Here is a 24,489-nt window from a genome sequence, read left to right on the forward strand (position 1 = left end):
CACGGCCCCGAACCAGGTGTCGATGGCTTGTGAGAGTCCTATTTCGGTCCGCATGCGAAGCTCGAAGGCCACATCGGTGAGGCCGATGTCGTGCTCGTCGATCAACGTTCGCAGGCTGCGGAGCCGGTCGATTTGACGGGGACCGTAAAGCCGGTGGCCGCCCGCCGTTCGCTGTGTTGCGACCAAACCGACCTGCTCGATGTAACGAAGCATCCGCTGCGACCACCCGGTCGCTTCGGACGCCTGCTGCATCGTCAGTGGCTTCATCGAAGCAAACCCTACCAGAAGTGTGTCAGATTTCTAGTCCGCCACGCGCTCGGGTTCACAATCCGGCGGTTGCCATGAATGCGGTGCCCGCACCGCTCACCCGAACGACGGTGTCGTCGCCCGCGGTCACGAAGATCGATGCGCCACGGCGAAGGTCGACGACCTCATCGCCAACTGCGGCCGTCATTGCGCCGCTCGTGTTGAGGAGGATGGCGGGGCCGTCGAGCTCGACCTCGACGCTGTCTGCGCCGCCGTCAAGTGTGAGTAGCCGCAGGCGGAAGTCAGGAACCGGTACCTCGAACAGGCGAGTGTGCCGATCGACCTCGCGAGGCTGCCAATACGGTTCGCTGAGCGGCGTGAAATCGGCGATCCTGAGCAATTCAGGGACATCAATGTGTTTGGGCGTCAAGCCGCATCGCAAGACGTTGTCGCTGTTGGCGAGAATCTCTACCCCTACCCCCCGCAGGTAGGCGTGCACGTTGCCGGCGCCGAGATAGATGGCCTGCCCAGGCGCGAGAGAGACATGGTTCAGCAGCAACGCGAGCACCGCGCCGATATCCCCCGGAAAGTCATGCGCGGCGAGTAAAGACGCGTGTGCCGCCGAGGCCCATTCACCACCATCGGCGTCGAGCTTCTTGCAACCGGCGACAACGCAATTGAGCAAGGCGCGCCGAGGCTCCGGTGGGAGCGTCAACATGGTGGTGAACGTCGCCCGGAGACCGTCCTCGGCCGCCAGCAGATCTCGGTAGGCCGCAAGTTCGATCACGCCGACCGCGATCAAGGCGTCGAAGAGTCGGACGGTCTCGGAGATGGGACGGAAGCCGCACAAAGCGTCGACTGCAGTCAGGGCACAGAGCAGTTCGGGCTTGTGATTTGGATCGGCATAGTTTCTCTCGGGCGCCGATCGCGGAACTCCACGCCGCTCCTCATCTGCGTATCCGGCCTGGGCCTGCTCTGCGTTCGGATGAACCTGCAGCGAAAGGCATTTGTCCGGCGCGAGAACTTTCAGAAGGAAAGGCAACTGGGGACCGAACCGGGACAACACGGCGGATCCCAGGAAGCGCTGAGGATCTGAGGCAATGAGCTCGTCGAGGCCCGGGTGAGCGGGGTCATCCGCCCAACGCGACGGCTCGTCCGGATGAGCGCCCATCCACAGCTCCGCGACGGGCTCCCCGGTAGGCGGTACGCCCAGTAGCTCCGGGATCGCGGTCGGAGAACCCCACGCGTAATCGCGAACCTCGTTGATGAGTCGAAGGATCCGCGGTCGCGTGTCGGTCGCTTGAGCGTTCACGTTCGCTCGCTCGGATCAACGGACACGACCCCATGATGGGCAACATCGCCGAGGGCCGCAGGCTCGGATTCACCGCGATCGAGGTCTGGCTCGATATAAATGACCCGAGCCGCGGGTTCGGCTGTTCGCACCCTCGCCTCAGCTGCATCGATCATGCCCGCGACCTCGGTCAGGGTTGCTTGGGCGTCGATCGACACCTTGGCACCGACCAGCAGTTCATCCGGACCTAGATGCATCGTACGGAGGTGGATCACCCGTAGGATTCCCCCGCCGACAAGGGATTCTGCGATTCGCTCGTTGACCTGCGGGCTCGCGGCCTCACCCAGCAGCAGGCTCTTCGTCTCGATCACCAGAATCACCGCAACCGCGATCAGCAGGACGCCGATGCCGGTGGTGCCGATGCCGTCCCAGATGCCGTTGCCGGTTATTGCGCTCATGCCGACGCCGAAGAGAGCAAGCGCAAGGCCGATCAAGGCGGCGAAATCCTCCAGCAATACGACTGGGAGCTCTGGCATCTTCGCGTGCCGAATGAACTGGAACCATGATGATGTGCCCTTGAATTCACGTGATTCGTGAATCGCGGTCCGAAACGAGAAGCTTTCGAGCCCGACTGCGATGACAAGCACGCCGATCGCGATACCCGGGCTGTCGATGTGATGCGGATGCGTGATCTTCTCGATGCCCTCGTACAGCGCGAAGAGCCCACCAACGGAGAACAGACAGAGCGCGACGAGGAATCCATAGACATAGCGATTGCGCCCGTAGCCAAAAGGGTGTTCTGGTGTCGCGGTTTGCTTGGAACGCTGTGCACCCACCAAGAGCAACCCCTGGTTACCCGAATCCACCAGCGAGTGAACCCCTTCGGCGAGCATCGACGACGAACTGGTCAACAAGAAGGCGATGAACTTGATGAGGGCGATGCCGAGATTCGCCCCGAGTGCAGCGATTACTGCCCGGTTGCCGCCGGAGGCGCTCACCCTCGCCCCCCGCGCTGCAGACGGATCATCTCAGGCTGCCAGCTCAATGCGGTAACTCCCCAAGTCTCGGAGCGGACGGATCTATGCCGCGGCCCAACGCCAAATAACTTGCGGCGAAATCGCCGACGGCAGCGGCGACCGCAAATCGCATCAGAGGTGACCCTTGCGGGACCTCGATTCGGGAACAGCCGATCCCTCGACTGGAGGCGAGTTCTGCCAACGCCGACCCGGCCCGCCGGCCCGCCTCGTCGCCCAGGGCGTCTCGCGAGGCCTGATCATCGGATGCACCAGGCCAGAAAGGTTCCTCGTCACCGATCAGAACCAGGCGCGGCAGCACAGTGGACTCCGTCACCCGGTCAGCGAAGAAGTCCGTTCCAGCAGCGGCGAATTCGAGAAGTGAGCCGACTCGCGCCACATCGTCGGGCAGCGAGGCTGCCATGGCGGTGGAACCACCGATCAGTTGGATGGCGGCAGCGACCCTTCTGGCCGCTACTGTGGCGCCGACTCCGGCACCAGCGATCACCGGTACGGCTTCGGCCAGATCGATGGCCAATGCCTTGGACGGCCCGGTGAACGACGGAGAGTCCGGCCGGTTGGCCTCCGCGACCTCGTCCAACGCGTCGGCGAGGGGCTCGAACGCTGCCGTGAGGTCGGCGAGACCGAGTGCGCTGATGGCTTGAAGCGCCGGAGTAGCCAGAGCCCACCACACCGCCCGAGAGGGCACTCCGCTGAGGTAACCGACGTCGGCGATGGGGTGCCGATGGGCGGCCGCTGCTACCGGCGACGCCGCAGGCGCCGCAACAGCTAGCACGAGGCCCCGACGATCGGCCTGTTCGACCAGTTCGGCCAACCGAGGATGGCGGCCGTCTGCGGACACCACGAGCAAGGCGTCTGCGGGCCCGGCCCAGCGTGGCAAAACCGGCTCTCGCCAGTCGATGACCGGGGCCTGTTGCGCCCCGAGTGCCGTCAGCAGGTTGGACAGATATGGCGCGTTGGCATCCGGAGCTACGAGGACCGCGCGAGGGGTACTCCCATTTGCCAGCACCGCGACGCCGAAGTCCTGCACCGTGGCAGTCGCCCGTCGCACTTGGGCACCGGAGGTGGCCAGCGCTCGGAGCAGACCGGATCGGTCTGCGTTGATAAGCGCTTCCGGATCGTCCAAAACCTCAGGCGAGAACGCCGTCATGGCGGATCAGCCCGCCTCGGGCGCAACCGGTACGGCAGGTACGCCGATTCCATTCGGCCCGGGGGTGGCATCGTCGGCGAGCAGCACTGGGATACCGTCTCGGACCGGATAGCGCGTCTGACACACGGTGCACACCAGCTCCTCGTCGGCGGTCCCGTGCGTCTCCAGTCGCAGCGGCGCGTGGTCGGCGCTGGGGCAGGCAAGGATTGCCAGCAGCGCAGTTGAGATCGTCATGACGCGCCATTCCCATTCTGATCAGGCGCCCAGTACTCAGGCGGCCCGAGTGGCGGCAGGTGTGTCTGGGGGCTACTCGCGCATGGCCTCATCGTCGCTCCCTATCGTGGTCTCGTTCATAGTGCACGGGGTTGCGGGTCGCTTGGCGGCATGTCACGCGGGCATGCCGAGCGGGCATCTCAAGCGCGGATAACGGATAGCGCCTCGTCTCTGATGGACTGCATTTCTGCGGTACTACCAGCCTCGACGTTGAGTCGCAGTAACGGCTCCGTGTTCGAGGCCCGCACGTTGAGCCAATTGCCATCGGGCAACGTGATGGTCAGGCCGTCGAGGTGATCGAAGGATGCCCCCTTGGCCCGGTAGTACTGCGAGATGGCCTCGATGCGCCCCGCCTGATCGACTACTTCGGAGTTGATCTCGCCTGAATCGCTGTACCGGGAGTAACCGGCCGTAAGCTCTGCCAACGAACCGGGCTGCTCGCCGAGCGCCGCGAGGACGTGCATCGCCGCAAGCATGCCGGTGTCGGCGCGCCAGAAATTGCGGAAGTAATAATGCGCGGAGTGCTCACCGCCAAAGACAGCATCCGTGGCCGCCATTTCGGCTTTGATGAACGAGTGGCCGACCCTGGTCCGAATCGGACGGCCACCATGCTCACGGATCACCTCAGGCACGGCGCTGGACGTGATCAAGTTGTAGATCACGGCCGAACCCGGGGCTTTGGCCAACTCGCGAACGGCAACCAATGCGGTCACCGCGCTCGGCGAGACAGCATCGCCGTTTGCGTCGATGAAGAAACACCGGTCGGCGTCACCGTCGAAGGCGAGGCCGATATCGGCCTGTTCCGCTATGACGGCCTTCTGAAGATCGACGAGGTTTGCCGGTTCCAGCGGATTCGCCTCGTGATTCGGAAAGTTGCCGTCGAGTTCGAAGTAGAGCGGGACGATCTCCAGCGGCAGGCCAGGCAGGAGCTGGTCACCGAGCACGGCGGGCACGGTGTACCCACCCATCCCGTTGCCCGCGTCGACGACGACCTTCAACGGTCTGGACGCCGATAGGTCCACGAGACCACGCAGATAGCCGGCGTACTCGCCGAGCAGGTTGGTCTCGCTGACAACGCCGATCTGCTGGGCGTCGGCGGGCAGGCCGTCGTCGAGATAGCCCTGGGCGATCTTGCGGATATCGACCAAGCCGGAATCCTGACCGATCGGCTGGGCTCCGGCACGACATAGCTTGATGCCGTTGTACCGGGCCGGGTTGTGGCTGGCCGTGAACATTGCGCCCGGCAGGTCGAGCTGCCCGGACGCGAAGTAGAGCAGGTCCGTCGAGGCGAGTCCGATGTTGACCACGTCGGCGCCCTGGCTGGTCGCACCCGCTGCGAAAGCCGCCAGCAGTTCGGGCCCCGATTCGCGCATGTCATGGCCGGCCGCGAGTTTCGTCGCGCCGGTGACGGTGATGACGGCTGCGCCCAACGCGCGCGCTACGTCGGTGTTGAGCTGATCGGGGACTGTCCCCCGCACGTCATAGGCCTTGACGATCTTGGACAGGTCGGGCATGGCTCTGACGACTCCAACGGTTGTCGGTTTGGTGGAAACGGGCTCGTTAGATCGGGTGGTGGGATCGGGCGGTGGGGATCGGATCGGTGAGACGATCCTACCGAGGCGCCGCGCACCGGACGGGCCGGGACGAAATAATGCCTACGGCAGCAAGTGCTAGACGGAGGGCGGCACGACGCGTAGGTGGCCGCGTCGGCCCAGCGAGCTGGTGCCATCCCGATCGGGCTCTGCGGGCCGTACGTCGACTCGAGCGGCTTCACGGACGGCGTCGGCAAGTGCCTCGAGGTCATCACCGTGCGGAAGCGGTGATGGAAACTCGCCGGCGTGCCTGACAACTTCCCACCCGCGTGGAACGGTCAATCTGACGGCGTGCTCTTCACAGAGGTCGTACGAATGCGGCTCAGCGAACGCCGCCAACGGGCCGACAACCGCAGTGGATTCACCGTAGATGTACGTCAATGTCGCCACAGCGCCTTGTACGCAACCTGGCCGGGTGCACCGACGGACATGCCTCACGTCGTCCGACACTAGTCTGCCGACGATGTTTTACCTGCTAGCTGTGGCGCGACCAACGCAGCGTGTCGTGGCTGAGCTGGCTGAGCTGGCTGTGCTGGCTGAGCTGACTGGTCAGGCAACCTCGGTAGCGCGGGTTCCCTGCTTGATCAGGACTAGGCTCTCACCCATCATGAGCACCAACCCGGGCAACGCATCGACCGGGCAGCCATCGGAATCGCACGCCGACCGCCGCTATCACGACCGCGGTCGCCGTGACCGACGTGGCCGCGGACTACGCGGAATGCTCGCGCCGAGCGGCCTGCCGATCGCCCAGAGCCGGTCGGACACGTTCGATGCGATGGTGCTCAGCGCTGTTGACCACTTGCAGCCGCACATCGGAGACAAGCTCTCGCAGATCGAGTTCGCCGTCGAAGATGTTCCCCCGGTTACTCACCACGGTGTTTCGGACTTCAACTATGACTCGGACGTTCTCGACGACAAGGCGGTGCCGCTGTCTCGGCTCTATCGCAACGGCCTGGCGCCGATTCCCGGACCGGTGATTGTGATCTACCGCCGGCCATTGGAGAGCCGAGCACTACGCCCGGAGGATCTCGCAGACCTGATACACGACGTGGTGGTCGAGCAGGTCGCTCGCCTGCTGGGGACCTCGCCGGACGAGATCGACCCACTCGCCGAATAGCGATCCGTGCCTGTGCTGCTTTAAGTCAGCGCGACTTGGGTCAGTGTGACTTGGCCCAGGCTGACTTGGCTCAGCGTGCCTTTGTTCAGACGGCACGACGCTTGACGCGTCGGCGTTCCCGCTCGCTGAGGCCGCCCCAGATACCGAATCGCTCATCGTGCTGCAAGGCGTACTCGAGGCACTCGCCTCGGACCTCGCAGCCGACACAGATCTTCTTGGCTTCGCGAGTCGAGCCGCCCTTTTCAGGGAAGAACGCCTCGGGATCGGTTTGGGCGCAGAGCGCCCGCTCCTGCCAGCTCTGCTCGTCGGGCAAGCCGAAGATGTCAGGCAGGTCCGCTTCGGCGAGGTGTACGGGAAGGTCCGTCACGGTGATCTCCTACGGCGGTTGATAACGGGTGGATCAGCTTCGGTAGTTCGGTGTTCGGTACTGCGCTGTTACGGGCCCAGTTGCGAGCCATCTTGCGTGTGGTTGGCGTTCAGTGAAGAACACACCTTGAATTACACCCGTGTCGTTACCCATTAGTCAAGCCGAAGCCTGGTATTCGAGGAATATTTTAAATTCCTCGAATCTAGTTTCACGGAACGGAACTTTACTAAGACTTGAGAACACCCGAGATCGGTGCGTAAAGGGTGGTCCGCTGGCGAGCTGGGCGGCCAGCTCGGGCAGCCAGAGCTTCAAGCTCTTCGATCGAGCGGCGCGAGCCGTATTCCGATCCGGCCATCCGAGAGATCGTCTCTTCCATCAAAGTGCCGCCGAGATCGTTGACCCCGCTGCGCAACATGTCGATCGCGCCGTCCTCGCCGAGTTTCACCCAGCTGGTCTGGATGTTGGCTATCTTGCCGTGCAGCATGATGCGAGCCATGGCGTGGACTGCCTTGATCTCGCGCTGCGCGGCGCCGGCCCGAGCCAACCCTGCGAGGTAGATCGGCGACTGATTGTGTATGAACGGCAGCGGCACGAACTCCGTGAAGCCCCCGGTCTCGTCCTGAAGCCGCCCTAACAGCCGCAGGTGGGCAACCCAGTGCCGCGGATGATCGACATGACCGAACATCATGGTGCTCGTGGTCGGGATGCCGACCCGGTGTGCCGTTGTGATGACGTCTATCCACGCCGACGTTGGGAGCTTGCCCTTGGTCAGCACCCAGCGGACCTCGTCGTCGAGAATCTCTGCGGCGGTACCTGGCAGCGAATCGACGCCCGCTTCTTTCGCGGCGATGAGGAATTCCTCGATCGACATGTTTGCGCGCGACGCGCCGTTGACGATTTCCATCGGAGAGAAGGCGTGCAAGTGGATCGCCGGCACGGCCCGTTTCACGGCGCGGGCAAGGTCGAAGTAGGCGGTGGCGGGCAGTTTGGGATCGATCCCGCCCTGCATGCAGATCTCAGTCGCTCCGTCGGCGGCTGCTTCGCGGACCCGCTGCTCGATCTCATCGGTGGAAAGGGTGTAAGCATCGGCATCGGTGGCACGTTGGGCAAAGGCGCAGAATCGGCAACCGGTGTAGCAAACGTTGGTGAAGTTGATGTTCCGGTTGACCACGTAGGTGACTGTGTCGCCCACGGCGTCCTTGCGCAGCTGATCGGCCAATGCTGCTACCGCGTCGAGCCCGGCGCCGTCAGCCTGCATCAACGTGAGCGCCTGGTCATCGGTCAAGCCTGCGGGATCGCGCTCAGCTGCCCGCAGCGCGGCGGCGACGTCGGAATCGAGCGCTGTCTGGCCCGGTGAGAACACCTTGTCGCGCAGGGCAGACCAGTCGCCGTAGACCTCGTCGAAGTCACTTCGGCGGTCGTCGGTCCTGCCTTCGGTGTCCACCGACGTGTGCAGATCGGTGCGGCCCGAGGAGCCCCACTCGGCGTCCGGCTCCTGCCAGGGCAGCCCGGTCGGGCAGAGCACTGAACCGTCCGCTCGAATCCCAGCCAGTCCGGAGACCGGGTCGATGAGTGCGCGGACGTGCGGCACCACGCGCGGGTCCAACCACGGCGTCTCGTCCAGTACGTAGGACGGGTGCGCGGTCAGGCGCTCGGACAACGACAACCCGCGATCGGCCAGCAGTTGGCTCAACTTGTCCAGCTCAGGCCAGGGCCGCTCGGGATTGACGTGGTCGGGAGTCAACGGCGAGATGCCGCCGAAGTCGTCGACGCCGGCATCGAGCAGCAGCAGGCAATCAGTGAGATCAACCAGATTTGGCGGCGCTTGCAATCGCAGCTTCGGACCGAACACCAACCGGGACACCGCCAGCGTGGCGAGATACTCATCCAGATCCAGATCCGGGTCATTGCGCATTGCGGTGTCGTCCTTGGCTCGGAAGTTCTGGACGATCACCTCCTGGATTGCGCCGAACTCCCGAGCACTCGCACGAATCGCAAAGAGTGACTCGGCTCGCTCGGTCCTGGTCTCACCGATGCCGACCAGAATTCCGGTCGTAAACGGAATGTTGAGCCGCCCTGCATCGGTCAGAACCCGCAGGCGGACGTCAGGATCCTTGTCCGGACTGCCGAAATGCGGACCACCAGGCTCGGTGAACAGGCGACGGGCCGTCGTCTCGAGCATCATCCCCATGCTCGGCGCCACCGGCTTCAGGCGTTGTAGCTCCGTCCAGCTCATCACGCCCGGATTCAGGTGCGGGAGCAGCCCTGTTCGCTCCAGCACCGCAATCGCCGCGGCCCGGACGTAGTCCAGTGTGGAGTCGTAGCCGCGTTCGTCCAGCCATTCCTTCGCGGCAGGCCAGCGTTCTTCGGGTCGGTCGCCGAGGGTGAACAACGCCTCCTTGCAACCGAGCGCTGCGCCCTGTTCGGCGATGGCAACGACCTCATCGATCTCGAGGTACGCGGCGGGCAGTTTGTGGGGCACCGTCGCGAAGGTGCAGTAATGGCAGCGATCGCGACACAACCTGGTCAGCGGAATGAAGACCTTGCGGGAGTAGGTGATGACGCCCGGCCGCCCGGCCGCCCTGAGGCCCGCGTCACGGACGCTGGCCGCTATCGACATCAATTCGCTGAGTTGGTCACCGCGCGCGGCCATCAGCACCGACGACTCGGTGACATCCAGCGCCGCGCCGTCTCTGGCTCGGCGCAGTGCGCGACGGAGGGCGGACTCGGAGGGTTGCTCGACAGTCACGGTTCGAGCCTATGCGCCGTCCGATTCGAGAAGATAACGCGGTCGGTGCATCGGGTCGCTTGGTACCGCCTGTTGGCGTTTACTCGCCGAGCTCAGCTATCGGCCGTAGGCTGACTGGTCAAGATGACATGCTACGTAGACACCGTTCGCAGCTACCCCGACGCCGGCCTGCGATACACGGAGTTTTGTCACCTGCTCGCCGATCATCGCGCCGAACTGCATTCGATGGCTGAAGCTCTCGGCATGCCTCGACGCTTCTTTCAGGATCACCCATGGCGCTGGCATTACGACCTGCCGGGGCACCTGCGTCCCGAAGCGATCAGGTTGGGGGCGGTGACCGTTCAGATCCAGTTCGTAGGAGCGCTGTTGAAGTCCAGGCGAGCAGAGTCGGGTGTGGTTCTCAGCGAGGTCAGCAATGACTGCTGACCCGGGCAGTACCGCCGAGGGTGCAGCCGACGATGCAGCCGGCGGCGAAGCAAGCGAGTCGCTCGCTCTCACGGTATGTCGGCTGACGCTGGAAACCGAGAGCGGCCGCATCCGTCACCAGACGCACGCCGGCGTCGCGATTCGGGCTGCCCTCTTCGTCGAACTCCTCATGGACGAGCGGCTCGCCGGAGCGGCCCGTCCCGTCGCGGTGGGTCCGAGTGAGACCGGAAACAAGCTCGCGGATTCGGTTCACCGTGCCGTAGCGACCCGCGGAGCGCTGCCCTGGAAGCGTTGGTTCGGCCACGTCCAGGCCGATCTCGATGCTGCGACCCATCGGCTCATCGAATCGGGGCAGTGGGTGCGACCAGGCGGCGCCGTGGACGGTCGAACCCGCAATGGGGCGCGATTCCTCGATGCCTACCCCGCCCTGACCGCCACCCAGACCGGCGGGGTTGCCGGGTTGCTGAGTTCGGCCCAGACAACCAACTCCGCTGCCTTCGCCGTCCAGGTTGGCACCGCGAACGCTGCAGTCGCTCTGTTGGCGACTGGCGCCGGGCCCGCAGGCGAGCGACCACGGCCAAAAGTTGCGCTCAGCAGGTTGGATTCGCTCTTGCCCTCCGAGCGACTGCTGACCGCGGCCGGGTACCCGTGCGTGGCCGATCAAGACGCGATTCGCGCGGTCGTGTCCGCGGCCCTGGTCGCGATGCGGGGACGAGCCGGCTCGCGCTTCTTCTCCGGCTGAGCCGCCGCCGGACCCGCCGTGATTTCACTCGGATTACCCGAATGCGGTCGCGTTCAGCACCAGCCTGACGGGCAGCCTAAGGCCACGGTGCGCGGCCGCCACGGCATGCCATAGGTTTTAGGGGTGCGCATAACCGTTTTTGCCGGCGGCGTCGGCGGAGCAAAGTTTCTGCAGGGCGTCCGCCATTTCGCGTCTAGCGACGGCCGTGCAGACGATGTCACCGCCGTCATCAACACCGGCGACGACGTGATCATGCATGGTTTGCAGATCTGCCCGGATCTGGACAGCGTGATGTACACCCTCGGCGGGGTGATCGACACCGATCGCGGCTGGGGACGGGCGGGCGAGACCTGGCGCATCAAGGAGTCCCTCGCCGAGTACGGCGTCGAACCGACCTGGTTCGGTCTAGGCGACCTGGACATTGCCACTCACCTCGTCAGGACCCAGATGCTCAACGCGGGGTATCCGCTGTCCGATGTGACGGCAGCGCTCTGCCAACGGTGGCAGCCGGGAGTCCGGCTGTTACCGATGACCGATGAGCGTTGCGAGACGCACGTGCTCGTCGAGATCGACGGCCAGCGGCGCGCCATCCACTTTCAGGAATGGTGGGTCAGATACCGAGCCGGCATCCCGGCCCTCGGTTTCGTCCAGATCGGCCTCGCTGACGCCAAGCCGGCCGCCGGGGTTCTCGAGGCCATCGCCGAGGCCGATCTGCTGGTACTTGCCCCGTCGAACCCCGTGGTTTCGATCAGCACGATCCTCAACATTGCCGGAATCAGGGACGCTATTCGAAATGCGCCCGCGCCGGTCGTCGGGCTGTCGCCGATCATCGGTGGCGCACCCGTCCGTGGGATGGCTGATGCCTGCCTTCCGGTCGTCGGTGTGGAGACCTCAGCAGAAGGGGTCGGACGGTTCTATGGATCGCGTGCGGCCGACGGCATCCTCGACGGCTGGCTCATCGACGTCGCGGATTCGGCTGAAATTGAAGGGATACCAGTGCTTTCTCGACCGCTGCTGATGTCAACTGATGCAGAGACTTCAGACATGGTGTCTGATGCGGTAGCGATGGTCGGCCTGTGAAAGCACCTGCCGTTCGAGTCGAGATCATGCCGATCAGTGGTATGGGCGAAATCCGCCCAGGAGATGATCTCGTCGGCGAAATAACACGAAACGCACCCTGGTTGGAAGACGGCGACATCCTGATCGTCACGTCCAAGATCGTCTCCAAAGTCGAGGGCCGGTTGATCACGACACCGACGGATGACCCCGTCGCACGCGAGTCGCTGCGGCAGCAGGCGATTCGGGACGAGACGGTGCGCGTGGTTGCACGTCGCGGCCCGCTCGTCATCGCCGAGACTCGGCACGGTCTGGTGATGGCTGCGGCCGGCGTGGACGCCTCGAATGTCAGTCTCGACGAGATCGCGTTGCTGCCCATCGACCCTGATCGCTCGGCTCGCCAATTGCGCGACGGTGTAGCCGAACGAGTCGGGCGCAACGTTGCCGTGGTTATCTCCGATTCGATGGGACGGCCTTGGCGACACGGCATTTCTGATGTCGCGATCGGTGTTGCTGGCATCGCCGCGGTCATCGACGAGCGCGGAACGACCGACAAGCACGGCAACGTGCTCTCGGTGACCGAAGTTGCCATCGCAGACGAGCTTGCAGCCGCCGGCGACCTCGCGAAGGGCAAACTGTCCGACGTCCCGGTCGCTGTGGTCCGCGGGTTGAGTTATGTCGATGACGGTAAGGGTTCGTCCGCGCTGCTCAGGGGCTCCGGCGATGACCTGTTCAGAATGGGCACCTCGGAGGCCCTGGCACTTGGCCAGGCTCAGGCCGGCTCAGCCAGCTCAGCCGATTCGGCCGGCTCAGCCGCTTCGCCTGATTCGATCGATGCAAACGGCGTCGTGGGGTTACACGCGGATGTTCGTGCGACGCTGAACACGATGCGCCTCGATGCCGGCGACGGCACCGGTCAGGCCGCCGTGCGCGAGGGCTTCTTCGCACTCCTCGCCGCCCGGCCGGACGCCACCAGACGAGCCTGCGCTCCCGGACACATCACGGCCAGCACCGTGCTGCTTGATCACGATCGGCGCCGCGTCCTGCTCACCTTGCATCCGAGAGTCGGGGCGTGGGTGCAGCTCGGCGGTCACTGCGAGGACAGCGACGTCTCGCTCGTGGCTGCGGCAGCACGCGAGGCACTGGAAGAGAGCGGCATACCCGGCATCGAGATCGATCCCGAACCGATCGACCTCGACGTGCACGCGATCACCTGCTCGCTCGGCATTCCGACCAGGCACTTCGATGTTCGTTTCGTCGGCGTGACACCACCAGGCGCAAAGGCCGTGATGAGCGCCGAGTCAGACGATCTGCGCTGGTTCGAACTCGACCAACTTCCGGACAACATCGCTGCCGAGCTTCCGGAGTTGATCCGTCGGGCAGCCCGGCGGATCGCCCGATGAAGGATGAGTTGAGCCAACTCACATCGTGGCCGGTGCCGAATTGCGCCGCAGCTGTGGTCGGTCCAGTCGGCGTACTCGCCGCGACCGGCGATCTGGATCACTCGTTCCCGCTCGCCTCAGTGACGAAACCGCTCGCCGCGCTGGCGACGCTGATCGCAATGGAAGAGGGCGCCGTCGAGCTGGACGCCCCTATTCTCGACCACGGCATCGCAGCTGAGCTGCCCGGCATAACGCTGCGGCAGCTGCTTTCGCACGCATCCGGAATAGGCCCGGAGCGACGCCAGCGTGCCGCATCGCCGGGCACCAGACGGATCTACTCCAATGCCGGATTCGATGTCATCGGCGAACTCCTCACCACCGCTACCGAGATGCCGTTCGGCCGCTATCTCGACGAAGCAGTCTTCGCCCCGCTGGCAATGCGCTCATCGAAGCTGGACGGGTCCCCCGCAAAAGACGGTGTATCCACCGTCGGTGATCTGACCGCGGTGCTGTCAGAACTCCTCCGACCGACCGGGCTGCTCGACGACAGCACCCTGAAGGACTTGGCAACCGTCCAGTTTCCCGGCCTGTCTGGTGTGCTGCCCGGCTATGGCAGCCAATCGCACAACGACTGGGGACTCGGCTTCGAGATCCGCGACGCCAAGAGCCCGCACTGGACGTCCGATCGCAATTCATCGCGAACATATGGTCATTTCGGTCGCAGTGGCACGATGTTCTGGGTTGATCCGGTGGCTCAGTTGGCGTTGGTGGCACTGTCTGATCGGGATTTCGACGAGTGGGCGATCGCCGCCTGGCCGGAGCTTTCAGACACCGTGCTCGACGCATTCGGCTGATTCAGATGACGCGGATATCGTTCGGACTGAAGCGGGGTCCGTATTTCGGCGGCGTCAATCCGCTCAGCTCGATCAGCCGCACGACACGCGCACGCTGACCACGCCACGGTTCGAGCAGGGCCAGCATCGTCTCGTCATCCGTTCGTGCTGCTCCGGTAAGGGCAAAACCCACGCGGTTCTTCAGATGGAAATCTCCGACGCTGACCGCATCCGGATGCCCCAGCGCCCGCAGGGTGGTCTCGGCGGCAGTCCATTCACCGACCCCAGGAACTACCCGCAAACTGCGTTCAGCGGCGCCGAAGTCGCCGGCGGCAGAAAGTTCGGCACAGTCCTCGAGCCTGCTGGCCACCGTCGCCGCAGCACGGATGGTTCGCGAGCGCTGAGCGTCCACACCGTAGCGGTGCCAGTCCCAGCTGGGCACGGCCAGCAACTGTGCGGGATCGGGAGCGACCCAGAGCCTGAGCGACGACGGCCCGGGAGCCGGCTCGCCGTAGGCACGAACCAGCATGCGCCAGGCTCGCCATGCCTCGCCGCCGGTGACCCGCTGCTCGAGGATCGCAGGGATCAATGAGTCCAGAACGAGCCCGGTGCGGCACAGCCGCAGGCCGGGCAATTGCTTGCGCACCGCGGCCAACGCCGGTGACTTGGACACATCGAGGTCGGCCCAGTCGTCGCTGTCGCCGATGAGTTGCGGTACGGAATCCAGTAACCACTGCGCACCTTGACCCCAGGCACGCGCCAGGAGCAGGTCAGCGTCGACGGAGAGTGCCAGCGTTGCGACGCCTGCGGGTGTCCGGAACGCCCGCCAGAGGGCGTCCGGACCGATTCGCATGGTGGGATCGCCGCTCCCGCGCCGCAGCAACCCGAGCGTTCTAGGAAGATCCAGCGCGCGATTCAGCCGTAGTCGGCGGGTTACTGGCTGGTCCGGCATCTGTTCAGTCGTCCGCCGAGAACCGCAAACAACCGTCGGCAAGGACCGTGTCCGGCCACACCCTGGCGCCGCCCAGCAACTCCACACGGTCACCGATTACCGCGCGATCGCCCACGACGACGTCGCTCAACACCGTTTGCGCACCGATTGAAGCCCACGCCCCGACCACACTGCAGGTCACCATCGTCCCTGCCCCGACCTTTGCGCCGTCGAAGAGCACCGACCCGTCGACGATCGCGTTCGGTCCCACGATGCAACCCGCTCCGACGGTCGCGCCGCCGAGCAGCACCGCGCTGTCGGCAACCTCTGCGCCGGGCAGCACCAAATACTCGCCGGTACGACCGGCCATGATGGCGCTTGGTGCGATACCCCTTACCAGATCAGCGGATCCGGCCACGAAATCGGCTGGCTTGCCGAGATCACGCCAGTAGCTCGACTCCACAAAGCCGGCGACTCGTCCGCCGGCGGCTAGTAACTCAGGGAAGGTCTCTCGTTCGACCGAGACTGGCCGGCCCGTCGGAATGGACTCGACGACCGCGCGGCTGAACACGTAAGTACCGGCGTTGATCTGATCGGTAACCGGATCCGGATCCTTCTCCATGAAGGCTGTAACAGTGCCTGCCGCGTCAGTAGGCACGCAACCGAAGGCGCGAGGATCCTCAACTTTCGTCAGGTGCAGCGTCACATCGGCGCCATAGCTGTCGTGCCGGTGCAGTAATGCCTTCAGATCACAGCCGGAAAGTACGTCGCCGTTGAAGATCAGGGCAGTGTCGCCACGCAGAAGGTGCCGGACGTTACCGATCGCGCCACCCGTACCGAGCGGTTCGCTCTCGATCACATACTCGAGTTCGATGCCCAGGGCCGAACCATTTCCGAAGTAGTCGGAGAAGACCTCAGCCTGGTAGCTCGTGCCCAGAATGACGTGCTCCACTCCGGCGGCCTTGATCCGGGACAGTAGATGGGTGAGGAACGGCACGCCGGCCGTCGGCAACATCGGCTTCGGTGCTGACAAGGTGAGCGGTCGTAATCGCGTGCCCTTGCCACCGACCAGCACGATCGCCTCGACCTGACCGCTCATTGTGTTGCTCCTCGCTCATTTTGATACCTGGCCCCGCCGCTGACTCGACTGAACGTCGAGGCAAGCAATTGTCTCGCTGACAGGCCCGCCCGAAGCGTCAGTCGGACCGGAAGCCAGCGAGCCCCGGAGTATTTGCCATTGAGATAGTGCAAAGCGCTTCGATGGTGCTCGGCATTCATCGCGGCCGCTCGGTTCACGGTGGAATGGGAACCGATATGAACGACCTCGGCTTCGGGCACGTAGACGTTCAGCCAGCCAGCCTGGCCCAGCCGGTCCCCAAGGTCGACGTCTTCGAAGTACATGAAGTAGGCGGGATCGAAACCGTCGACCGAGTCGAAAGCCTCCCTCCTGATCAGCAAACAGGATCCGGACAGCCAGCCCGCGGTTCGTTCAACCGGCTCGGCGCGATCCTGCCGGTACTTTGCCGACCAGGGGTTGGACGGCCACCACCAGCCGAACAATGCGTGCCCGGCGCCGGAACCAAGCGACGGCAGACTGCGTGCAGAGGGATAGACCGAGCCCTGCGGGGTGCGGATCAGGGGGCCCAGGGTGCCTGCTCGTGGCCAGCGCGCTGCCGCAGCCAGCATCGTGTCCAAGGCACCTGGCGAGAACACGATGTCCGGATTGGCGATGAGGACCCACTCGGTGTCGGTGACTGCGACACCCGCGTTCGCGGCCCTGCCGTAGCCGAGGTTTCCCCCGGTGGGCAACAACTCGACGAAATCAGCGGCGCTAGCGGCCGCCTCGGGTGCCCCGTCTACCGAGCCGTTGTCCGCGAGGACGACACGGACCTCTCTCGTCGTCGCGCGCGCGAGCGAGGCGATGAAGTTGGCCAGCATTTCGCCGGGCGAGTAGGTCACGACCACGATCGAGAGTTCAGCAGTCATTCCTGCCCTCCCGCGGCACGCTGATACACATCGGCGTGGATCGCCGCGGCGTGCTCCCAAGTGAACTCTGCCGAACGGACGAGCGCTCGCGCCGCGAGTTCGGCACGTCGGGACGGCTCAGCCAGCAGCTGGCCCAACGCTGCGGCGATCGAGGCGGCATCAACCTCGGTGTACTCGACCGCATCACCACCAACTTCGGGCAACGCCAAGCGGCGGGTAGTCAGCGTGGCCGCCCCACAGGCCATGGCTTCGAGTACCGGCAAACCGAAGCCCTCCCCCAGAGCCGGGTACACCACGACCGACGCGCCGCCGAGCAAGGCCCGCAGCCTGTTCAGCTCCAGATAGCCGGGGCGGATCAGTTGCAGCTCAGGCGGCACCTCGGAAATCGCCGCGGCCACGGTGTCGTCCCAACCTGGTCCGCCGGCAAGCACCAGGGCGGGCTTGGCTTGCCTTGAACTGATCGCGTTCGCCGCGCGAACCCACCCACGGATGAGGTTCGACACGTTCTTGCGCGGTTCTATCGTGCCGAGAAAGGCGATGAATGGCTGCTCGCCCAGCCCCAGAGCGGCCCGCAACTCGGCGACCTCCGGCAAAGCAGGCGGGTGAAACGTGTCGCGATCCACACCGTGATGCGCCACGTTCGCGCGCGAGGCCGACTTCGAAACCAACCGGACCAGTTCGTCGCGGGTGGCCCGAGACGGCACGATGATCTCTGCAGCACGGCGCAATGCGACCCGGGTCGCTGTCGTGAAAAACCGCCGCTTCACGGCTGTGTGCAGCACTGGATCGGAGAAGAACGTCGCGTCGTGAAGGGTGACGACAGTCGGGACACCGGCCAAGACCGGCATCGTGTAGTGCGGAGAATGCACAACGTCGATGGAGTGCGCCCTCACCATCCTTGGCAGGCCAGTCTGCTCCCAGGCGAGCCGTTGGGCCCGACCGGCAATCCGGCCAGGTGCGACGAGCACCGCAGCGCCTGTCCGTCGGTACAGCTCGGCGTCACGGCCCTGACAGGCGACCGTCAGATGCAGATCAGGCGCGGAATTCGATCTGGCCCTAGCTGCGAGGGCCGGGATCAGCCCATCGAGGTACCGGCCGACGCCACCTCGATCGGCCGGGATCGCGGTGGCGTCTAGAAGAACGCGCACCACGTCAACTCCGTCCCCACACCTCTGAGCGAAACCAGCTTCCGACCGAGCAGGAAGTCTAACCCGTCCGGCTTGGATCGCTCGGTCAGCTGCGGCGGCTACCCAGTGGACACAGTTGAGCTCAGCTGAGCCGCCGATACAGCTGCCACGCCCGATCGGCTACGGCATCCCAGGTGTAGCGCTGTCCGACCTGCAGCCCAAAGGTGCGCAATCGCACCCGAAGCTGATCATCGGTCCACACCGCCTCGATGGCCTCTGCCAGAGCTGATTCGTCCCCTCGCGGGACAACGATCGCGGCGTCGGCGGCGACCTCCACCAAGGCCGGCGCATCGCTGCAGATGACGGGCGTGCCGACCGCCAAGGCCTCTGCCACCGGCAGGCCGAAACCCTCCGCCCGGCTCGGCATCACCAACGCTGTCGCGCGGCGTAACACGACTGCGAGGTCGCTGTCGGTCAGCTTGCCGAGCACCCGAACCCGATCGGGTGGGACCCCTTGCGCACTCATCAAGCTCTCGAGATCGACCTCGCCCCAACCCGGTTGGCCGACGATGACCAGTTGGGGCCCGTCGCCGAGGGCGCAATTCGGTATCAACCTCCCCAGTGCCGCGATGAGCACGTCGAGCCCCTTGCGGGGCTCGACTGTTGCGAGGGATAGCAGATAGCGCTCCGGAAGCGCCAAGCGCTCGAGGACTTTCCGCGTTGTTTCGGGATCGGGCTCGGCCAGCAGCGCTGAGCTGACGCCTGCTCCCAACACCACGACGCGATCGCTGTCCAAGCCGGGGAGGAAGCGAATGAGTTCTGCTGCCACCGTCCGGGTCAGCACGGTGATTGCGGCTGCCTGGCGTACCGCTCGCTCCGCCATTTTGCGATGCCAGCGCACGCCTCGGGCCGAGAGCGTCTCCGGATGAGTCCACGGAACCGCGTCATGGATCGACACCACGACTGGCTTGGGACTCGGCGGGATGAGCAAAGTCGGCGCTTGGATGACGTCGACGCCGGACAGTCGGGGCGGGCCGCCGCGTTCCCAAGAGCGAATGAGCAGCGGGGCGGGAAGTGCCAGCCGACGTGGACCGACGACACCCACGACCCTGGCCGGCGAGACGTCCGCGTGCCTGGCGACCCAGCTCGTGACCGCGTCACCGGGCCCGGCGCGACGCGCCAGTCCCGCGGCGAGCTCGATGCTAAATCTGCCTGATCCGCCGGGTATCGGAGCCAGCGCCTGTTCCAGGACGACTCCGACGCGCATGCCCGCAAGGCTAACCTGCGGCGAGATACCCAGCCGCGGTGACGCCGATGGTGATCGTGCCAGCGGTTGTCCGTGCCACCACGCCACCGTGGATCCCGGGGCGGAGCAGCACCATCACCGAGTCAGGATTACCGGCCTTGAACGGGATCGAAATCGGAACCGAGTCCGCTCCGGTCAGTTGCAGGACGCCGCTGGTGGTTGGCGAGAGCGTGACGTACACGAACGCTGCTGGTGCCGCTGCTGGCACCGGACTGGCTCCACCCGCAGCCTGGAACCAGGTGCCGGTCGGAGTGACGACCCGCCTGGCGCCTCCCACGCCGTCGAAGTCGATGATCGGGATTGGTTGCTGGATCTCGACGAGGTCGCCGCGGGCCGCGGTCTCGCCGTAGCCGACGACAGTCAAAGTCGCGCCCACCAGCCTCAGCGAACTGGCGATCCGGATGGTCCCGTTACCGGCGATCGGAACCACCACGGTGGTGACGGCGGGCAGACCGGGATTCACGCTGAGGTGACTGCCCCCGGGCACTACTGCCCCAGCGGAAAACACCCGAATCGCAGCAGGTGCGGTTGCACTTGACCTGGCTGTGACCTGGACGATGGCAGAGGTTGCAGTGGCCGGAACACCGGCGCGCCCCCGTACCAGGACAGCTGTGCCAATACCCGTCCCGACGCTCGGCAGATCTATAAGCGTCGTTGGCGGAACCGCCGAGAGGCGCTGGCCGGAGGCACCGATGTAGCCGGCTTGACCCACCGCGAGATAGATCGAACCTGCGCTCGGCACGAATCGCACCGATTTCGACGGTTGCAGACTGACCATCGCGGTGAAGACATTCGTGCCACCAGGCCGATAGTGGAACGATGATGTGACCGGATTCGGCGCTCCCAGGGCGAACACCTTGAGCGTTCCCGCGACCTGGGGAGCTAGAACGTAGACGGTGAGGACGACCCGTTGCGCCGTAAGCGGGATGTTGGCGTGACCGGCGAGGCTGAAGTCGAAGGGCTGCGTGGGCGTGAGCGCACGCTTCGAGGTACTGGTGTTCACCAGAAAGGCAGCAGGAACCGCGTTGTAGGCACCGGGCGCCGCGACAGGCTGGACCGTGGCCGTGACGCCTGGGCCTTCCCCTGCCGCGTTGATGGCCCGCACGACCACGGCGGACTGCACGCCATTTGCCAGGCCCACCAGACGGTCGCTACGAGCATTGGCCGCGAGCACGTGCCTGACGGAGCCGGCAGTCACCGAATACCCGGTGATCGCCGAGGTACCGGCCACTGTCGGCGGCGCCCACGTGACGGTGGCCGTCCCGTCCGCGACCGCGGTCTTCACCGAGGTGGGAGCGCCCGGTGGCGCGACCTCGAACGCGAACCAGGCGTGCGGCAGGCCGAGAGCACTGGCGAGCGCGTCGCCGGTGGTCGTGACCGAGGTAGCAGCACCCGAGGTCGCCGCGCCGTCTACCGCGGCAGTTAGGATTCGCCCGCCCAAGGCACCGTTTCCGTCCCGGCTGAGAACGCGTAGTGCAGTAACCGAACGCAGGCCATAGGCGGTAGCGAGCTGAGTCTTGGTCACCGTCCGTGTCCATTGGTACCAAGGCGAATCGGCGTAGGCCTCGTACGGATCTGCTTTCGCAACGAGATATGGCTTGCCGCCGTTGGTGGTCCAACCGCCGTCGTCGGCGGAGTATTGCGTGAAGGCGGTTTGTCCCGCGTAGCGCACGACCTGGGTCGCCGTCGCATTCACCGCTACGGTCGCGGCGACCTGTTCGGTGGCGAGTCCGCCGTACACCTGACATTGAGTGGTGTCACAGATGTCGTAAGCGGCCGCCCCGTTGTGTTCGACGGCGTACTGAGCATAGCTACGCGCGGCGATCGCCTGTGCCTGCACCGCAGCCGGCGCCCAAGAGGCCGGCATTTCGGCCGCCACCACGCCGTAGGCGTACGCATCCAACGTGACTCGGTTGATGGTCAGCAGTGAGTTGCCCGACCGGACGGCGCCGATGGTGCCGCGGTACGACTTCGCTCCCGAAGGCGAGAAATACTGCGCGCTGTAGGGCACGTGAAAGTCAGCCTGAGCCGGCAATCCGGTGCGCAGGGTCACCCAGCCGGCGGCCTTGTGATACTGCAAGGCAAGCCCTGCTCCGGACGGGATCAGGCGCCATTTGTCTGCCGCGAGGTTCGTGGGCAGACCCAATGAACCACCCGGATAACCCAGATACATGCCGGGCCCGGCTGCGATAGTGACCTCGGTCCCCGAACCGGCGAGCAGCACCCGGACTGTCGTCTGGCCGACGGCCGCAATCGTCGTTCCTTGGTAGTAAAAGGCGATGATCTGCGCAGCAGTCAAGCCTCGCGCGGCGGCTCCGCGAGCGCCGTACTGACTGAGACCGTGACCGTGTCCGTTGCCATGCCCGACGACCGTCCAGCTGCCGCTGGTCGTCACCGGGTACACATCCACCGCTCCGGCCGGGGTTGGACCCGCGGTTACCAGTAGACCCGCCGGCAGTACGACGCTGACGATGAATACCCCAACGCGCGAGCGAATCGACCTTCGACCGATCTTGTGGGCAGGGTTACCGCGGAGGCGGGGGATGGTGCCGAGCTTCATACTCATAGATACGACGCGAATCGGTCAGGCGTGACTCTCCGTAGCCAAGTTGCAATCATACCGTGACCTAATTGTCGGCAATTAGGTCACCGTCGGGCAGCGGCCGGCCGCCGTATCGCGGCGAACGCGCCCGCAAGCAAGAGGTCCACCAAGATCAACAAGACTCGCGAGGCGACGACCACGGCGAGGACCTGCCCAGTTGAAAGCACCGCGCCGAGCACGTAACCAAGCACCACCTCGCGCATTCCTGCGCCGGCCGGCGACGGCAGGAACAGCACACCGGCCGACACGGCCAGCCCCATACCGCCGATGCAGAGAGCCAGCAATCCTGCACTCGGCTCGCCGACCGCGGCGGCCAGAACAGTGAGGTGCAGACCAAAGAAGACCCAGGTCACGATGGACCACATCATCGCTTGGCCGGTCGCCCGATTCGTCATCTGAACACCGAGCGGAGCCCGATGAAGGACCCGTAATAGCCGATCCAAAAGGAACGGAATGGCCTTCGGGTGAGCGAGCACAGCAAGCAGTGGCAACGCCGCCAGTGCCCACCAGAATCGTTGCAGTGCAGCCGGGTAGGCGAACGGCAACAATGCCCCAGCCAAGGTCACACCGACGACGATGCTCAGAACCACCGTGATCAGGTTCGCCGCGATGATGGTCTTTTTGTTTGCACCCCGGCGACGGCCGGCGTCCATCTGCATGACAACCGGCCAGACCGAACCAGGGACGTACTTGCCGAGTTGGCTGACGAAGAACACCTTCGCGCCTTCGAGCAGGCCGAAATGTACATCAAGGCCGATGAGTACCGCCCGCCATTGCAGATAGGTACCAGCGACGGCAGCAACGCCGAACACCAGGCTCAACGCCATACCGCCGAACCCGATTTCGTGCAGGCTGGTGGAAAACGCCTCTCTGTTGCGGCTTACGGTCACGATTACGGCTACGACCACAAGCAGGACGATCACACCGCTCGCGAGTTCACGGAGCCGCGACGATTTCACCGGGCGGTTGGTCGACTCGTCCACCGTGCCGGGGAGGTCGCTCTTCATCGCCATGGCTCGGCTTTCGCTTGCGTCTGCACGCGCAGTCGCTGGGAGCCGGCCCTCACGACGGCGACCCGCGTCATCCCCGAGCCTGCAGGCCGATCACGTTCGATGGCTCGGGTACATCGTCGCCCACACCGAAGCGCATTCGCTTCGAGTGCTCGAGATTGTCTTCGATAAGAATCCTGTTCGTACGGATGAGGTCGGAGATTATCCCGAGAATCACACTGAGAAACGACATGATCAGCAGGACGGCGCCAACGAGCAGCGATTGCAAGTGACTGCCGGGCTGCTCGTCGAACTGCAGGATCGCGAATCGCACGAACGGAGCCAAACCGAGCACACCGAGCACTACCGACAGGGCACTGAAGATCACGTAAGGCTTGTACATGATGTAGGCCCGAATGATGGCGCCTGCCGACATCAGAACGTGCTGATGCATTGACTTGAACAGCCGCGACTCTCTGGTCTTCGGGTTGGTGACGACAGGAATGCTCACAGCTGCGAGCCTCTTGTTACCAGCCTGGATTATCGTCTCCATGCAGTAACTGAACCGGGTGATCGTGTTCAAGCGGATGAGGCTGTCTCGCGAGTACGCCCGGAATCCACTCGCGGCATCGGGCAGGTCGGTGCCGGCGGCGCGGTTGACGATCTTGCTGCCCAATCGCTGCAAGAGGATCTTGAACCTCGAGAAGTGTTCGACGAGATGTACCTGTCGGTCGGCGATGACGATGTCTGCCTGGCCATTGAGGATGGGCTGCACCAGGTCGGCGATGCGTGCCTGCGGATACTGGTTGTCACCGTCGGTGTTGACGACGATGTCGGCGCCCAATTCGAGCGCGCGCGAAACCCCGTCGTGGAACGAGCGACCCAGACCCTGATTGCGCGGATGCCGTACGAAGTGACGCACACCGTGTGCCCTGGCTACCTCAACTGTGCGATCTGTGGAGCCGTCATCGATCACAAGGACGATGATTTCGTCGATGCCCGGGATCTCACGGGGGATTGATTCCAGGACGGACGGCAGTGTCTCTTCCTCGTTCAGGCACGGAATCTGAACAACCAGACGCACGGAATATGACCTCGTTCTGAGTATCGATGGCCGACCATGTCGTGGCTCGGCCGGTAGACAGCTGGATATCGCTGATTTCTGACGTTCAGAATACCGTGGCCGACTCGCCGAGCGGCCTTCATACGCCCGTCGGGCGCGGCCTGCTAGCTTAATACGGACCTTATGGCGGCTGATTTCGGCTATTTCACGGCGAATTCTTAGCCGGG

22 protein-coding genes and 1 pseudogene are annotated in these 24,489 nt (G+C 64.7%); 6 read left to right on the top strand and 17 right to left on the bottom strand.

The features are described 5' to 3' along the window. Positions 1–81 precede the first annotated feature (81 nt). From ACSMXN_RS17540 to ACSMXN_RS17570, 7 genes and pseudogenes are all read right to left on the bottom strand, one after another. Positions 82–267 (bottom strand): annotated as a pseudogene (locus ACSMXN_RS17540) (MerR family transcriptional regulator); the annotation flags it as partial. A gap of 55 nt (positions 268–322) precedes the next feature. After that, the gene (gene manA, locus ACSMXN_RS17545) at positions 323–1,525 is read right to left on the bottom strand and encodes a mannose-6-phosphate isomerase, class I (protein ID WP_027139389.1); all 1,203 of its coding nucleotides are present in this window, start codon (positions 1,523–1,525) and stop codon (positions 323–325) included. Between the two features lie 29 nt (positions 1,526–1,554). Further along, positions 1,555–2,535: a cation diffusion facilitator family transporter gene (locus ACSMXN_RS17550; protein ID WP_022913105.1), complete on the bottom strand. Its 981-nt coding sequence runs from the start codon at positions 2,533–2,535 to the stop codon at positions 1,555–1,557. Positions 2,536–2,578: 43 nt separating this feature from the next. Further along, complete coding sequence (locus ACSMXN_RS17555) at positions 2,579–3,721, bottom strand: SIS domain-containing protein (protein WP_022913106.1); 1,143 nt, start codon at positions 3,719–3,721, stop codon at positions 2,579–2,581. A gap of 6 nt (positions 3,722–3,727) precedes the next feature. Next, positions 3,728–3,955 carry a Trm112 family protein gene (locus tag ACSMXN_RS17560; RefSeq protein WP_022913107.1) on the bottom strand — a complete coding sequence of 76 codons (228 nt, stop codon included), beginning with the start codon at positions 3,953–3,955 and terminating at the stop codon, positions 3,728–3,730. Between the two features lie 179 nt (positions 3,956–4,134). After that, a complete protein-coding gene (locus ACSMXN_RS17565) occupies positions 4,135–5,508 on the bottom strand; it encodes a phosphomannomutase/phosphoglucomutase (RefSeq protein ID WP_022913108.1) in 1,374 nt (457 codons plus the stop codon). A 156-nt stretch (positions 5,509–5,664) separates the two neighbouring features. Beyond that, positions 5,665–6,024 carry a DUF3499 domain-containing protein gene (locus ACSMXN_RS17570; protein ID WP_027139390.1) on the bottom strand — a complete coding sequence of 120 codons (360 nt, stop codon included), beginning with the start codon at positions 6,022–6,024 and terminating at the stop codon, positions 5,665–5,667. 280 nt (positions 6,025–6,304) lie between these two features. Here ACSMXN_RS17570 and ACSMXN_RS17575 point away from each other — a divergent pair, with 280 nt between their 5' ends. Further along, a complete protein-coding gene (locus ACSMXN_RS17575) occupies positions 6,305–6,703 on the top strand; it encodes a metallopeptidase family protein (protein WP_455407781.1) in 399 nt (132 codons plus the stop codon). Between the two features lie 85 nt (positions 6,704–6,788). Here the strand turns inward: ACSMXN_RS17575 and ACSMXN_RS17580 are convergent, their stop codons facing one another. Continuing rightward, complete coding sequence (locus ACSMXN_RS17580; protein WP_455407782.1) at positions 6,789–7,034, bottom strand: WhiB family transcriptional regulator; 246 nt, start codon at positions 7,032–7,034, stop codon at positions 6,789–6,791. Between the two features lie 262 nt (positions 7,035–7,296). Then, a complete protein-coding gene (locus ACSMXN_RS17585) occupies positions 7,297–9,819 on the bottom strand; it encodes a bifunctional FO biosynthesis protein CofGH (protein ID WP_022913112.1) in 2,523 nt (840 codons plus the stop codon). Between the two features lie 123 nt (positions 9,820–9,942). Between ACSMXN_RS17585 and ACSMXN_RS17590 the strand changes: the two genes are divergently transcribed. The 5 genes from ACSMXN_RS17590 to ACSMXN_RS17610 all read left to right on the top strand — a co-directional run bounded on the left by ACSMXN_RS17590 (position 9,943) and on the right by ACSMXN_RS17610 (position 14,279). Continuing rightward, positions 9,943–10,245 carry a DUF4031 domain-containing protein gene (locus tag ACSMXN_RS17590; RefSeq protein ID WP_022913113.1) on the top strand — a complete coding sequence of 101 codons (303 nt, stop codon included), beginning with the start codon at positions 9,943–9,945 and terminating at the stop codon, positions 10,243–10,245. Then, positions 10,235–10,987 carry a GPP34 family phosphoprotein gene (locus ACSMXN_RS17595; protein WP_022913114.1) on the top strand — a complete coding sequence of 251 codons (753 nt, stop codon included), beginning with the start codon at positions 10,235–10,237 and terminating at the stop codon, positions 10,985–10,987. Before ACSMXN_RS17590 ends, ACSMXN_RS17595 begins: the two co-directional genes overlap by 11 nt. Positions 10,988–11,110: 123 nt before the next feature. After that, on the top strand, positions 11,111–12,067 hold the full coding sequence (gene cofD / locus ACSMXN_RS17600) for a 2-phospho-L-lactate transferase (protein WP_022913115.1): 957 nt from the start codon (positions 11,111–11,113) through the stop codon (positions 12,065–12,067). After that, the gene (locus tag ACSMXN_RS17605) at positions 12,064–13,446 is read left to right on the top strand and encodes a coenzyme F420-0:L-glutamate ligase (RefSeq protein ID WP_022913116.1); all 1,383 of its coding nucleotides are present in this window, start codon (positions 12,064–12,066) and stop codon (positions 13,444–13,446) included. Before cofD ends, ACSMXN_RS17605 begins: the two co-directional genes overlap by 4 nt. After that, positions 13,443–14,279: a serine hydrolase domain-containing protein gene (locus tag ACSMXN_RS17610; RefSeq protein WP_022913117.1), complete on the top strand. Its 837-nt coding sequence runs from the start codon at positions 13,443–13,445 to the stop codon at positions 14,277–14,279. The genes ACSMXN_RS17605 and ACSMXN_RS17610 overlap by 4 nt, the downstream gene beginning before the upstream one ends. Position 14,280: 1 nt before the next feature. On the opposite strand, the gene ACSMXN_RS17615 is transcribed toward ACSMXN_RS17610, so the two are convergent. The 8 genes from ACSMXN_RS17615 to ACSMXN_RS17650 all read right to left on the bottom strand — a co-directional run bounded on the left by ACSMXN_RS17615 (position 14,281) and on the right by ACSMXN_RS17650 (position 24,283). Beyond that, positions 14,281–15,210, bottom strand: a complete 930-nt coding sequence (locus tag ACSMXN_RS17615; RefSeq protein ID WP_022913118.1) for a DNA-3-methyladenine glycosylase — start codon at positions 15,208–15,210, stop codon at positions 14,281–14,283. Between the two features lie 4 nt (positions 15,211–15,214). Beyond that, positions 15,215–16,288: a mannose-1-phosphate guanylyltransferase gene (gene manB / locus ACSMXN_RS17620; RefSeq protein ID WP_022913119.1), complete on the bottom strand. Its 1,074-nt coding sequence runs from the start codon at positions 16,286–16,288 to the stop codon at positions 15,215–15,217. After that, complete coding sequence (locus ACSMXN_RS17625) at positions 16,285–17,175, bottom strand: glycosyltransferase family 2 protein (protein ID WP_022913120.1); 891 nt, start codon at positions 17,173–17,175, stop codon at positions 16,285–16,287. Before ACSMXN_RS17625 ends, manB begins: the two co-directional genes overlap by 4 nt. Continuing rightward, positions 17,172–18,323: a glycosyltransferase family 4 protein gene (locus ACSMXN_RS17630; RefSeq protein WP_027139393.1), complete on the bottom strand. Its 1,152-nt coding sequence runs from the start codon at positions 18,321–18,323 to the stop codon at positions 17,172–17,174. Before ACSMXN_RS17630 ends, ACSMXN_RS17625 begins: the two co-directional genes overlap by 4 nt. Positions 18,324–18,444: 121 nt before the next feature. Continuing rightward, complete coding sequence (locus tag ACSMXN_RS17635) at positions 18,445–19,569, bottom strand: glycosyltransferase family 4 protein (protein WP_022913122.1); 1,125 nt, start codon at positions 19,567–19,569, stop codon at positions 18,445–18,447. 10 nt (positions 19,570–19,579) lie between these two features. Continuing rightward, the gene (locus ACSMXN_RS17640) at positions 19,580–22,174 is read right to left on the bottom strand and encodes a SpoIID/LytB domain-containing protein (RefSeq protein ID WP_081649074.1); all 2,595 of its coding nucleotides are present in this window, start codon (positions 22,172–22,174) and stop codon (positions 19,580–19,582) included. A gap of 80 nt (positions 22,175–22,254) precedes the next feature. Further along, positions 22,255–23,223: a lysylphosphatidylglycerol synthase domain-containing protein gene (locus ACSMXN_RS17645; protein ID WP_022913124.1), complete on the bottom strand. Its 969-nt coding sequence runs from the start codon at positions 23,221–23,223 to the stop codon at positions 22,255–22,257. A 67-nt stretch (positions 23,224–23,290) separates the two neighbouring features. Beyond that, positions 23,291–24,283: a glycosyltransferase family 2 protein gene (locus ACSMXN_RS17650; RefSeq protein WP_022913125.1), complete on the bottom strand. Its 993-nt coding sequence runs from the start codon at positions 24,281–24,283 to the stop codon at positions 23,291–23,293. Between the last annotated feature and the right edge of the window lie 206 nt (positions 24,284–24,489).

Source organism: Parajatrophihabitans canadensis, from assembly GCF_053764775.1.